Consider the following 12,484-nt stretch of genomic DNA (forward strand, 5'->3'; position numbering starts at 1 on the left):
ACTGCGCGCCGTAGCGCCGATCAGTACTTGCGTTCCTTGGGCGGGACGTAGGCGACGTCGTCGGTCAAGGTGTAGTTGTGCACCGGACGGTAGTCGATGCTGGTCGTACCCTTCTCGTCGACCCAGCACAGCGTGTGCTTCTGCCACTCTTCGTCGTTGCGCGTGGCGAAGTCCTCGCGGGCGTGAGCGCCGCGCGACTCGGTGCGGTTCTCGGCCGAGACGATCGTGGCCAGGGCCTGGCCGAGCAGGTTCGACAGCTCGTAGGTCTCGATCAGGTCCGAGTTCCAGATCAACGAACGGTCGCTGACCTTGACGTCGGCGAACGAGGCATGGATCTCGCGCATCTTGCGCACGCCGTCGGCGAGGGTCTCGCCGGTGCGGAACACCGCCGCGTCGGCCTGCATGGTGCGCTGCATCTTGTCGCGGATGACCGCGGTCGGGGTGCTGCCGGTGGCGTTGCGCAGCTTGTCCAGGCGCGCGAGCGCTTCGTCGCAGGCGTCGCCGGCCAGGCGCGCGTGAGCGCCGCCGGGGGTGATCGTTTCGGCGCAGCGGTTGGCCACCGCACGGCCGAACACCACCAGGTCGAGCAGCGAGTTCGAGCCCAGGCGGTTGGCGCCGTGCACCGACACGCAGGCCGCTTCGCCGATCGCGTACAGGCCGGGCACGACCGCATCGGGGTTGCCGTTCTTCAACTGCACGACTTCGCCGTGGTAGTTGGTCGGGATGCCGCCCATGTTGTAGTGCACGGTCGGGATGACCGGGATCGGCTCCTTCTCGACGTCGACGTTGGCGAAGATGCGCGCCGATTCGGCGATGCCGGGGAGCTTTTCGTGGATGACCTCGGGGCCGAGGTGGGTCAGGTCGAGCAGGATGTGGTCCTTGTGCTCGCCGACGCCGCGGCCTTCGCGGATCTCGATGGTCATCGAACGGCTGACCATGTCGCGCGGCGCCAGGTCCTTGACGCTCGGCGCATAGCGCTCCATGAAGCGCTCGCCGTTGGCGTTGCGCAGGATGCCGCCCTCGCCTCGCACGCCTTCGGTGATCAGGCAGCCGGCGCCGTAGATGCCGGTCGGGTGGAACTGGACGAATTCCATGTCCTGCAGGCCGAGGCCGGCGCGCAGCGCCATGCCGCCGCCGTCGCCGGTGCAGGTGTGGGCCGAGGTGGCCGAGAAATAGGCGCGGCCGTAACCGCCGGTGGCCAGCACCGTGCCCTGGGCGCGGAACAGGTGCAGCGTGCCTTCGGCCATGTCGAGGGCGAGCACGCCGCGGCAGGCGCCGGTCTCGTCCATGATCAGGTCGAGGGCGAAGTACTCGATGAAGAACTGCGCGTCGTGCGCCAGCGACTGCTGGTACAGGGTGTGCAGGATGGCGTGGCCGGTGCGGTCGGCGGCGGCGCAGGTGCGCTGCGCCGGCGGGCCTTCGCCGTACTTGGTGGTCATGCCGCCGAACGGGCGCTGGTAGATCTTGCCCTCGTCGGTGCGCGAGAACGGCACGCCCTGGTGCTCGAGCTCGATGATGGCCGGGATGGCCTCCTTGCACATGTACTCGATCGCGTCCTGGTCGCCCAGCCAGTCCGAACCCTTGACGGTGTCGAAGAAGTGGTAGCGCCAGTCGTCCTCGCCCATGTTGCCGAGCGCGGCCGAGATGCCGCCCTGGGCGGCGACGGTGTGCGAACGGGTCGGGAACACCTTGGTGATGCAGGCGGTCTTCAAACCCTTCTGGGCGAGACCGAAGGTGGCGCGCAGACCGGCGCCGCCGGCGCCGACCACGACCATGTCGAACTTGTGTTCTTGAATCTTGTAGGCAGAGGCCACGACTCAGGCTCCCAACGCGATGCGGATGATGGCGAGCACGCTGGCGAGAGCCGCGAGTACGCAAACGAAAACCACCGCGAGCTGGGAAGCGATCGCCAGCCCCGGGGTGTGGACGTAGTCCTCGATGACGACCTGCAGGCCGAGCTTGGCGTGCCAGAACATCGCCACTACGAACGCGCTCAGCAGCACCGCGTTGCAGGGATGGGCGACCGAGGCGCGCACCGAGGCGTAGTCGCCGCCGATCCAGGACACGATCAGGCCGAGCACGTACAGGGTCAGCGCGATCAACGCGATCGCGGTGATGCGCTGGACCACGAAGTGGTGGGTGCCGTCCTTCGCCGAGCCCAGGCCGCGCGCGGTCTTGAGCGGGTTGCGCAGATGCTTGTTGTTCGCGCTCATGCGCCACCTCGCGACATCATGGCGACGATCCAGATCAGGGCCGTCAGCACCAGGCTGCCGATCACGCTGATCCAGCCGTTGCGCACGAAGGTGTCGACCTTGTAGGCGTAGCCCGCGTCCTGGACCAGATGGCGGATGCCATTGAGCAGGTGGTAGGCGAAGGCCCAGGTCCAGCCGAACAGGACCAGGAAGCCCAGCGGCGAGCGGGCGCAGGCGGTGAACTGGGCCCAGGCTTCGGGACCGGCCGCGAGCGACACCAGCGCCCAGGCGATCAGCAAAGCGCCGACGGAAAGGATGACACCGGTGGCCCGGTGCAGGATCGAGGTCACCATCTGTATCTGCCAGCGGTAAACCTGCAGATGCGGTGACAGGGGTCGTTCGCGGTTCGCCATTAGCGTGGCAATCTCGGCTGGGCGGCGGCGCCGCGTGGCGGGGGGAGCGTGGGAGCGCTGTGTGGGGGCGTGAGGGCTAGCGGTCGGACGTCGGATCAGAAATCGATGCAGCGGCCGTTCTTTTCCCAGTCGCCGTAACGGGTCGGTTCGGGACCCTCGCGACCACCGTGCTCTTTACGAGCGTCCTTGGCGGAAGACGAATCGCCTCCCGTATCCGGTACGGGAGTCGCCGGGGTCTCGGACCCAAGGTCCGAAGGTGCTTCCGGGGTGGTTTCGCCTATCATCACAGCGTTAAATATTAATTCCCGGCCCCCATGCCTGACAACCCGCACCCCTTGCACGGACAGGCGTTTGCCCTGCCCGGCCAACGCCTCATTACCCTCGAAGGCCGCGACGCAGCAGCGTTTGCGCAGTCTCAGTTCATGAACGACGTGAAGACGCTCGCCGACGGTCATTGGCATTGGAGCGGCTGGCTGACGCCTAAAGGGCGCCTGATTGCGCTATTTGCGCTGCTGCGCCTGTCCGACCAGCGCATCTGGTTGCTGCTCCCCGATGCCGACCCGGCGACGATCGTCGAGGCGCTGAAACGCTTCGTGTTCCGCAGCAAGGTGGCGATCGCCCTGCGCGAGGACCTCAGCGCCGAAGGGCGCTGGGCCGAACCGGCGCAAGCACGCGGCGGCGCCCTCGGCGGCGACGAGAACGAAGACCTGGAGCTGGACTTCAGCGGCGATGGCAGCGCGCGCAGCCTGCGCATCGTCGCGACGGCGGCAGCGCCCGAGGACCCCGCGGCGGTCGCGCAGTGGGCGCTGGCCGATCTGCGCCACGGCCTGCCCCGGCTGCCGGCGTCGCAGGCCGAGCAATGGACCCCGCAACAGCTGTCGCTGGAACGCCTGCGCGCCTTCAGCGTCAAGAAAGGCTGCTACCCCGGCCAGGAGATCGTCGCGCGCACCCATTTCCTCGGCAAGGCCAAGCGCGGCGTGGTGACATTCGCCGCTTCCGCGCCGATCGAGGCCGGGGCGGAAGTGCGCGGCGAAAGCGCTGCACTGGGCACCGTGGTCGCCTCGGCGAGCGATGGCGGGACCCATCTCGCCCTGGCGGTGTTGCCGCTGGAGCGCCCCGAACAGACAGTGACCATCGGCGGGCAGGCGGTGGAGGAAGTGCCGCTACTGGAAGGTTTCGCACGCTGAAGAAACTGCGCTTCCAAGAGTAGGAGCGGCGCAAGCCGCGACCACGGGGTTGCAGGTGGCGGCGTCGGTGTCTTGTGGAGGCGCGGTCGCGGCTTGCGCCGTTCCTACCCTGATTGCGCGACCAGATCGCCTACAACCCGCCTTCGCCGGTGGTCGACATCCAGACCGAGCGCCCGACTTCGTTGCGCTCGGTTTTCCAATGCTCCTGCCAGGCCTGGAACATCAACACGTTCCACAGATGGGTGTGCCAGCGGCGCTCGCCGGCCAGGAACTGTCGCCACAGGCCGCCGACCAACTCGGCGTCGAGATAACCTTCCTGCGCCAGGCGCGACGGGTCGAGCAACCCCGCCGCCCATTCGCGCAGGTCGCCGCGTAGCCATTGCGTCACCGGCGCGCCGAAACCGCGCTTGCCGCGGTCGACCATGGCGTCCGGCAGATAGCGCTTGAGCACGCGCTTGAGCAGGTACTTGCTGCCGCCGTCGCAGCGCTTGAACTGCAACGGCAAGGACCAGGCGAATTCGGCGACGTGGGTGTCGAGCAACGGCGCGCGCGCCTCCAGGCCGACCGCCATGCTGGCGCGGTCGACCTTGCACAGCAGGTCGTCGGGCAGGTACACGCTGTAGTCGGCCAGCATCATCGCGTCGGCCGGCGTGCCCAGGCCGCCCAGCGGTTCGGCGAGGTCGTACATCGTCGCCGGCAGTTTCGACCCGGGCACCGCGGCCTGCGGGAAGCGCCAGCGCACGATGCGGTTGCGGTAGACGTCGCCGATGCCGTGCGCGCCCATTTCGGCGGCGAACGCAGCGAAACCACCGGCGCGCGAGGCTTCGCCGTGGCCGCTCGCGGACTTGGCCAGCCAGCGCCGCAGCGGCGCCGGCACCCGCTGCTGCAGACGCAGGTTGCGCAAGGCGCGTTCGTAGCGGGTATAGCCGAAGAACAACTCGTCGCCACCATCGCCAGACAGCGCCACGGTGACCTGGCTGCGCGCCAAGGCGCAGACCAGGGCGGTCGGTACCTGCGAAGCGTCGGCGAAGGGTTCGTCGAACATCGTCGGCAGCCGCGGCACCACCGCCAAGGCATCGGCGCCGCTGACGTAGAGCTCGGTATGCGCGGTGCGCAGATGGCGCGCGACTTCGCGCGCGAGCGGCGCCTCGTCGTGATGCGAGCCCTCGAAGCCGATGGTGAAGCTCTGCACCGGCTTCGCGCTCAGCGCCTGCATCAACGAAGTCACCACCGACGAATCGGTACCGCCGGAGAGAAACACGCCGACCGGCACGTCGGCGACCATGCGCAGGCCCACCGCATCGCGCAGCAAGTCGTCGAGCCGGTCTTCGGCGGCATCGATGTCGCCGTCGAAGGGGTGCCGGATCGCCGTGGCCATGCGTTCGCGCGCCTGCCAATAGCTGTGCTGGTCGCGCTTGGGATCGTGGGCTGCGGCACCGCGCGCGACCGTGGCGGCGTCGAAACGCAGCAAGGTGCCCGGCATCAGCTTGAAGGTGTCGGTATGGATCGCATACGGCGACGGCACGTAGTCGTAGCGCAGCAACAGAGCCAATGCGTTGCGGTCGACGCCGTTGTCGAATTGCGGATGCCGCCACAGCGCCTTGAGTTCGGAACCGAACACCAGGCTGTCGCCAGCCCAGCCGTAGTACAGCGGTTTCTTGCCGACCCGGTCGCGGGCCAGCCACAGGGTCTGCTCGTGGCGGTCCCACAGGGCGATCGCGAACATGCCGTTGCAGCGCGCCACCGCGTTCTCGACGCCCCACTCCACCACCGCGGCCAGCAACACCTCGGTGTCGGAATGGCCGCGGAAAGCATGGCCGCGTTCGAGCAGTTCCTCGCGCAGGGCGGCGAAGTTGTAGACCTCGCCGTTGTAGGCGATCACATAACGGCCGTCGGCCGAAGCCATCGGCTGATGGCCCAGCGGCGACAAGTCGAGAATGCTCAAACGGCGATGCGCCAGGGCGATGCCCTGCCCGGCATCGGCCCAGACGCCGTCGTCGTCGGGGCCGCGGTGACGCAAGGCGTCGCCCATCGCGCCGGCCAGTTCGAGCAGATGCTCGTGGCCGATATCGGTGCGCGGACACAGCAGGCCGGCCAGTCCGCACATGGCCGTCAGCCCTTGGCCAGCGCGGCGGCGGCGCGGACGATGTCGTCTTCGCCGGGGATCACCAGGAAGGCCGCGCCGGCCAGCGGGGTGTAGGTGTCGACGCCGACCACGCGCTGCAGCGGCACGCCGCCGAAACCGGCCTCGGTCAATGCCGCGATCACGCCCTCGCCGACGCCGGCGCTGCGCCGGCCTTCGTCGACCACGATAATGCGCTTGGCGCCGCGCGCCTGTTCGGCGATGTAGGCGTCGTTGAGCGGCACCAGCCAGCGCAGGTCGACCACCCGCGCCTTCCAACCGTGCTGCTTCTCTATCTCGCGCGCCGCGCGCAGGCTCATCGGTACACCGTTGCCGTAGCTGAAGATCACCAGGTCGTCGCCCTGGCTGCCGTCCTGCGGCGCATACACGCGACCTTCGCCGAGGGTCATCGCCTCGTCCGGCTTCGGATACGAGGTCAGCCAGGCGCCGTCGCCGGCTTCGTACAGATCCTTGGTCATGTACAGCGCGATCGGCTCCAGGAACACCGACACGCGGCCGTCGACCTTGGCCAACGCGGTCAGGGTGCGCAGCATGGTCGCTGCGTCGTCGCCGCGCGAGGCGCAACCGACCACCAGGCCGGGGATGTCGCGCAAGGCGGTGATCGAGTTGTCGTTGTGGAAATGCCCGCCGAAACCGCGCTGGTAGCCCAGGCCGGCGATACGCACCACCATCGGGTTGCGGTACTGGTTATTGCTGAAGAACTGCAGCGACGCCGCCTCGCCGCGGATCTGGTCGCAGGCGTTGTGGAAATACGCCAGGTACTGGATTTCCGGGATCGGCATCAGGCCGACGTTGGCGAAACCCTGGGCCATGCCCAGGATCATGGTCTCGTCCAGCAAGGTGTTGAATACGCGGCGTGGGCCGAAGGCCTTCTGCAAGCCCTTGGTGACGGTGTAGACGCCGCCCTTCTGCGCCACGTCCTCGCCGAACAGCAGCGTTTCCGGGTACTTGGCGAACAAATCGTGCAGGGCGTTGTTGATCTGGATCGCCAAGTGCCGCGGCGGCTGTTGCTCGGGCAGCTTGGCCTCGCTGCCGAACACCTGCAGGCGACGCTCGGCGAAATCGGCGCGCTTGGCTTCTTGCTGCACCGCTTCGGGCGAATACGGCGCCAGCGGCGCGATCACTTCGTCGAGGCGGTCGAGCTTGGGTCGGCGGTCGGCTTCCTCGGCGGCGGCGAAGCACTGCTTGCGCGTCGCCTCGTACAGATCGAGCACGTCCTGCTTCGACATCAGCCCCGATTCGAGCGCGATCGCCGCCGAGCGCAGCAGCGGGTCGCTGGCTTCGACCGCGCACAGCTCCTCGAAGGAACGCCATTCGATTTCGAAATCGGTGCCGGCGTGGCCCATGATGCGGGTCGTGCGCAGGTGCAGGAAGGTCGGACGGCGGCTGCGGCGGCAATGCTCGACCGCGCGCTGCACGTCGGCGTAACCGCTGGCCAGGTCGAGGCCGTCGGCGGCGAAATAATCCAGGCCGTCCATGTTGCGGAAACGGTTGGCGATCCAGCCGCCGGGCGTCTTGACCGAAATGCCGATGCCGTTGTCTTCGCAGACGAACAACACCGGTGCCGGCAGTTTTTGATATGCGGTCCAGGCGGCGGCGTTGAACGCGGTCTGGGCGGTGGCGTGGTTGGCCGAGGCGTCGCCGAACGAACAGATGGCGATGCTGTCGTCGGGGATCGGCAGGGCGTGGCCGAGGCGGCGGCCGGTTTCGATGGCGACCGCGGTGCCGAGCGCCTTCGGCAGGTGCGAGGCGATCGTCGAGGTCTGCGGCAGCACCCACAAGGGCTTGCTGCCCCACACTTTATGCCGGCCGCCCGAAGCCGGGTCGTCCTTGCTGGCGGCGAAGCTCAGCGCCGAATCCATCACCGGGTCCATACCGGGCAACTTGCGGAAGCGCTCGGCCATGAAGCCGCCGCTGCGGTAATGCAGGAACGCCGGATCGGTGTGGCGGGCCAACCGCGCGACCATGGCGTTGCCTTCGTGGCCGCTGGAACCGATGGTGTAGAAGACCTTGTTCTGCACGCGCAGCACGCGCGCCATCAGGTCGAGATGGCGGCTGATCAGCTGCGACTCGAACAGTTCGCGGAAGCCGCGCGCGTCGAGCGCGCTGCCCTGCAGGATCGCCTCGTCCGGCGCCGGCCGCGCATCGGCGCGGCCGTTCCACCGATTGACGAACTCGACGAAATTGACGTCGCAGATCTCGGCCCGGTTGAGCCCCTTCATGCGTGCCGGGATCGGGCTCGGCACCGCATTGAAGTTCGGCACGTTGTTGAAGATCGAAGACTGCAGTTGCGCTGACATCGAACACTCCGCCGCCCGTCGCCGGGCCGGCTCATCAAGGAAGAATTAGACGGAACCCGTCACGGCGTCTGGGCGATGCGCTGCGCCGCCTGCGGGTCGGGATCGGGCAAGGCGACGAAACCCGGCGTCGCCCGCACCCGCGCGCGCCAGGCATCGATCGCCGGATACGGCGCCAACTCGATGCCGCCATGGCCGGCGACGTCGGTGTAGGCGAACAAGGCGATGTCGGCGATGCCGTAGGCCTCGCCGCTGAACCAATCGTGGGACTGCAGATGCCGTTCCATCACCGCCAGCGCGCGATGGCCGCGTTCGCGCAGCGACGGCAGCTCGGCGCGCCGCGGCGAATCCAGCGGCGTCCAGCCGGCGATGAAACGGGCCACGGCGACATAAGGCTCGTGGCTGTACTGCTCGAAGTTCATCCAGCTCAACGCCTGCGCGCGCTGCCAGCGATCGCTCGGCAGGAACGCGCTGCCGTCGGCGAGGTAGTACAGGATGGCGTTGGATTCGCTGAGGGTGCGGCCGTCGTCGAGCTCGATCACCGGCACCTTGGCGTTGGGATTGCGGGCGAGGAATTCCGGCGTGTGGGTTTCGCCGCGGCTGCTGTCGACCTCGACCCAGGCATAGGCTTCGCCGAGTTGTTCGAGCAACAGGCGCAGCTTGTGGCAATTGCCCGAGGGCGAGAAACCGTAGACGGTGATCACGCGGCGGCTCCCGAGCGGCGGCGTGCCCGCCATTCCTCGCGGGTCTGGCCCCAGACTTCCACTTCCATGTCGGCCGGCGCCGGCAGCCGGTCCTGACGCATGTAGCGCGAACCGAGTTTGGCCGCTACGCCTTTCGACGGCAGATTGTCCGCGTCGATGGTGTGGATCACCTCGCTCCAGCCCAGGTGTTCGAAGGCCCAATCGGTCGCCGCGGCGGCGCCCTCGGTGCCGTAGCCCTTGCCGCCTTCGCTTTCGACGATGCCCCAACCCACCTCGGTGCCGGGCCAGCCGTCCGGCTGCCAGGGGCCGAGGCGGCCGATCCAGCGGCCGGAGGTTTTTTCGTAGACCGAGAAGAACCCATAGCCGTATGCGGCCCAGGAGCCGATCACCGACATCAGGCCGCGCCAGGCCACCGAACGCGGCTGCGGCCCGCCGATGTAGCGCAGGTAGTCGCCGGCATCCATGAAGGCGGCCCAGTCGTCGAAATCGTCCAGGCACGGCGGGCGCAGGACCAGGCGCGGCGTTTCCAGTTCGATGTCGGGAATCGTCATCACGGCTCGGTTCTCCCCTTGCGCCAGCATCGCCATGTGAAAGCCCCTCGCCGCTTATGTGAGAGAGATTGGACGAGGGCCGCGATCCGGCTGCCTCCGGTTGCGTACAGGGCCGTCAGACCGCGTGCGCCCTCATCCGGCCCTTCGGGCCACCTTCTCCCGCGCGCGGGAGAAGGGAAATACCGCAGTTCGCGCCTATCGCATCAGGCCTATCGCATCAGGCGAGAGCGGACACTCAGAACGCGCTGATCCCGGTCAGCTCGCGGCCGACCACCAACTGGTGCACGGTCTCGGTGCCTTCGTAGGTGATCACCGACTCCAGGTTCAGCGCGTGACGGATCGCCGCATGCTCGGTGGTGATGCCGGCGCCGCCGAGCAGGTCGCGGCATTCGCGCGCGATGTCGATGGCCATGCGGCAGTTGTTCCACTTCGCCAGGCTGACCTGGGTCGGCTGCATGTTGCCGGCGTCCTTGAGGCGTCCGAGCTGTACGACCAGCAACTGCGCCATGGTGATGCGGCGCGCCATCTCGGCCATCTTGATCTGCGCCGACTGGGTCGCCGCGACCGGACGCTCGAACAGGATGCGTTCCTTGGTGTAGCCCAGCACTTCGTCGAGGCAGGCGATGGCCGCGCCGATCGGGCCCCAGGTGATGCCGTAGCGGGCCTGGGTCAGGCAACCCAGCGGACCCTTCAGGCCCTTGACGTTGGGCAGGCGGTTGGCCTCGGGCACGCGCACGTTGTCGAAGAACAGCGACGAGGTCACCGACGCGCGCAGGCTCATCTTGTGCTTGATTTCCTGGGCGGCGAAACCGGGCATGCCCTTCTCGACCACGAAGCCCTGGATGCCGTCGTCGGTCTGCGCCCAGACGATGGCGATGTCGGCCAGGTTGCCGTTGGTGATCCACATCTTGGAGCCGTTGAGGACCCAGTCGCCGCCGTCGCGCTTGGCGTTGGTCTTCATGTTGGCCGGGTCGGAACCGCCGTGCGGCTCGGTCAGGCCGAAGCAGCCGATGATCTCGCCGCGGGCCATGCCCGGCAGCCAGCGCTCGCGCTGTTCTTCGGTGCCGTAGGCGTAGATCGGGTACATGCACAGCGAGGACTGCACGCTGACGAAGCTGCGGATGCCGCTGTCGCCGCGTTCCAGCTCCTGGCAGATCAAGCCGTAGCTGACTGCGTTGAGGCCGGCGCAGCCGTACTTTTCCGGCAGCGAGGAACCGAGCAGGCCGAGTGCGGCGATCTCCGGGACCAGCTCCTTCGGGAAGCGGCCCTGGTCGAAGGCGTCGCCGATGATCGGGATCACGCGCTCATCGGTGAAACGGGCCACGGTGTCCTGAACGGCGCGCTCCTCGTCGCTGAGCAAGGAACGGACGTCGTAGAGATCGTAGGGATTCAGGGCCATGGCGCGCTTGGGAGACCTCTAGGACAGAAAGACCGTCATTGTAATGGCCCCTTGCGACCGGGGTAAGGCCGCAACCCCCCGGATCTGCGCCGTGGGCGGTATTGGGGGAATTCTTGCGCCAGCCCACGCGGCAACGGGCGGCTTTCTCGTCCGCGCCTGCGCTCAAGCACAAAACCGTGCGCCCTGCGCGGCCGCCTGCACGTTTGCTCAAGGCCGCGACGACGCACCCTGGCCGCTCCGGCCGCGACGGCCTCAGCCAGACCCGGCCTGGCCTGGCCGTCGGATCGCGAGGCAAAAAAACGGGGCCGGAAGATCCGGCCCCGTTCGGGTGTCGCGTGGTGCGCTGGGCTCAGCCGCGGCTCGGCACGCCGGCCGACGCGGTCTGGGTCACGACGTGGCCGTCGATGACCGGCAGGCGCTGGGTCGGGCGCTCGTCCATGCGGATGGTCTGCTCCTGGCCCTGGTAGCGGTAGGTCACGTCGTAGCCGACGACCTTGTCTTCGCTGCCCAGCGCGATGCGGCTGCCCGGCTTGCTCTCGGTACGCATGGTGCCGGTGGTGCCGTCCGGATTGCGGTAGGTCACGTTGTAGGCGACCACGCGCGAGGACTGCGACTTGTCCGAGACGGTGTGGCACTGGCGCTCGGTGCGGTTCACGACGCGACCGCCGACATGGTTGCGGTCGACGCGGTTGCCGATGAAGCCGCCGGCCACGGCGCCGGCCGCGGTCGCGGCCTTCTTGCCGTTGCCGCCGCCGACCTGGTTGCCGAGCAGGCCGCCGATGACCGCACCGGCGACGGTGCCGCCGACGTTGCCGTCGCGCTCGGGCAGGCGCTCCTGCACGACCACGTCTTCGCAGACTTCGCGCGGGGTCGAGGTGGTGTTGGTCTCGCGGACCGGATCGGTGCCGATCACGGTCGCGTACAGCTTCTGCTTCTCGTTGATCGGGTCGACCTTGACCACGTCGGCGTAATCGACCTGCGGCGCGGTGTTGATCGCGCCGTTGGCGGCGATGTCGCCGACGGTGCCGGCCGGCGCGAGTTCGGCGCCTGCCACCGGAGCCAGTGCAGCCTGACCGGCCGCACCGTTGCCACGGAAGCTCTGGAACGCCGCGACGGCAACGCCGCCGACCAGCAGCGCCGCAATCGCTACAGCTATCATGTTCTTGTTCATTTGGAGTCTCCGGGGCGCGGTGAGCAGCTATGTAAGTACAGACGGTCGGGATAGGTTGCCGACCGTTGGGGGGATGGCGCCATTCCACCACTTGAAAGCTGAACCAGTGCCTATTGATATTCGCCAATCTGTCCCGGGTATGAATCGTCACGCGGCCCCGTGCTAGCGTGTTTGCAACCTGCGTCACAACTCGACTGAACATGGCCAATCCTCTGCTCGCTCCCCTGTTGGGCTTTCTCGGACGCCTGAGCTATCCGCGTCTGTTCGTGGTCACCGCGGCGCTGTTTCTGGTCGACCTGGTCATCCCCGACTTCGTCCCGCTCGCCGACGAAATCCTGCTGGGCCTCGGCACCTTGCTGTTGGCCAACTGGAAGAACCGCAAGGCGCCGCCGACCATCGAGCCGCCGCGGCCGCCCACGCGCTGAGC

General features: G+C 67.9%; 12 protein-coding genes. 2 read left to right on the forward strand and 10 right to left on the reverse strand.

Annotated features, from left to right (window positions below; translation table 11 throughout):
• Positions 1 to 20: 20 nt before the first annotated feature.
• The 4 genes from sdhA to ACTOWK_RS00995 form a co-directional block, all read right to left on the reverse strand.
• Positions 21 to 1,775 (reverse strand): succinate dehydrogenase flavoprotein subunit, encoded by a 1,755-nt coding sequence (gene sdhA / locus ACTOWK_RS00980; RefSeq protein ID WP_441328647.1) that lies wholly within the window; start codon positions 1,773 to 1,775, stop codon positions 21 to 23.
• A gap of 42 nt (positions 1,776 to 1,817) precedes the next feature.
• Positions 1,818 to 2,213: a succinate dehydrogenase, hydrophobic membrane anchor protein gene (sdhD, locus tag ACTOWK_RS00985; protein WP_441328350.1), complete on the reverse strand. Its 396-nt coding sequence runs from the start codon at positions 2,211 to 2,213 to the stop codon at positions 1,818 to 1,820.
• Positions 2,210 to 2,605 (reverse strand): succinate dehydrogenase, cytochrome b556 subunit, encoded by a 396-nt coding sequence (sdhC, locus tag ACTOWK_RS00990; protein ID WP_441328351.1) that lies wholly within the window; start codon positions 2,603 to 2,605, stop codon positions 2,210 to 2,212. Before sdhC ends, sdhD begins: the two co-directional genes overlap by 4 nt.
• Before the next feature lie 95 nt (positions 2,606 to 2,700).
• A complete protein-coding gene (locus ACTOWK_RS00995) occupies positions 2,701 to 2,889 on the reverse strand; it encodes a DUF1674 domain-containing protein (RefSeq protein ID WP_441328352.1) in 189 nt (62 codons plus the stop codon).
• Positions 2,890 to 2,919: 30 nt separating this feature from the next.
• Between ACTOWK_RS00995 and ygfZ the strand changes: the two genes are divergently transcribed.
• The gene (gene ygfZ / locus ACTOWK_RS01000; RefSeq protein WP_441328353.1) at positions 2,920 to 3,792 is read left to right on the forward strand and encodes a CAF17-like 4Fe-4S cluster assembly/insertion protein YgfZ; all 873 of its coding nucleotides are present in this window, start codon (positions 2,920 to 2,922) and stop codon (positions 3,790 to 3,792) included.
• 130 nt (positions 3,793 to 3,922) lie between these two features.
• On the opposite strand, the gene asnB is transcribed toward ygfZ, so the two are convergent.
• The 6 genes from asnB to ACTOWK_RS01030 all read right to left on the reverse strand — a co-directional run bounded on the left by asnB (position 3,923) and on the right by ACTOWK_RS01030 (position 12,057).
• The gene (asnB, locus tag ACTOWK_RS01005) at positions 3,923 to 5,899 is read right to left on the reverse strand and encodes an asparagine synthase (glutamine-hydrolyzing) (RefSeq protein WP_441328354.1); all 1,977 of its coding nucleotides are present in this window, start codon (positions 5,897 to 5,899) and stop codon (positions 3,923 to 3,925) included.
• 5 nt (positions 5,900 to 5,904) lie between these two features.
• Positions 5,905 to 8,157 carry a thiamine pyrophosphate-dependent enzyme gene (locus ACTOWK_RS01010; protein ID WP_441328648.1) on the reverse strand — a complete coding sequence of 751 codons (2,253 nt, stop codon included), beginning with the start codon at positions 8,155 to 8,157 and terminating at the stop codon, positions 5,905 to 5,907.
• Between the two features lie 137 nt (positions 8,158 to 8,294).
• Positions 8,295 to 8,969 (reverse strand): glutathione S-transferase family protein, encoded by a 675-nt coding sequence (locus ACTOWK_RS01015; RefSeq protein ID WP_441328355.1) that lies wholly within the window; start codon positions 8,967 to 8,969, stop codon positions 8,295 to 8,297.
• A complete protein-coding gene (locus tag ACTOWK_RS01020) occupies positions 8,933 to 9,487 on the reverse strand; it encodes a GNAT family N-acetyltransferase (protein ID WP_441328356.1) in 555 nt (184 codons plus the stop codon). The genes ACTOWK_RS01015 and ACTOWK_RS01020 overlap by 37 nt, the downstream gene beginning before the upstream one ends.
• A 235-nt stretch (positions 9,488 to 9,722) precedes the next feature.
• Entirely contained in the window at positions 9,723 to 10,886 is a 1,164-nt protein-coding gene (locus tag ACTOWK_RS01025) for an acyl-CoA dehydrogenase family protein (protein WP_031371466.1), read from the reverse strand.
• 349 nt (positions 10,887 to 11,235) lie between these two features.
• Entirely contained in the window at positions 11,236 to 12,057 is an 822-nt protein-coding gene (locus ACTOWK_RS01030; protein WP_441328357.1) for a glycine zipper 2TM domain-containing protein, read from the reverse strand.
• Positions 12,058 to 12,257: 200 nt separating this feature from the next.
• Between ACTOWK_RS01030 and ACTOWK_RS01035 the strand changes: the two genes are divergently transcribed.
• Positions 12,258 to 12,482, forward strand: a complete 225-nt coding sequence (locus tag ACTOWK_RS01035) for a DUF6116 family protein (protein WP_441328358.1) — start codon at positions 12,258 to 12,260, stop codon at positions 12,480 to 12,482.
• Positions 12,483 to 12,484: the final 2 nt, after the last annotated feature.

Source organism: Lysobacter sp. CA196 (genome assembly GCF_052078695.1).
GTDB lineage: Bacteria > Pseudomonadota > Gammaproteobacteria > Xanthomonadales > Xanthomonadaceae > Lysobacter.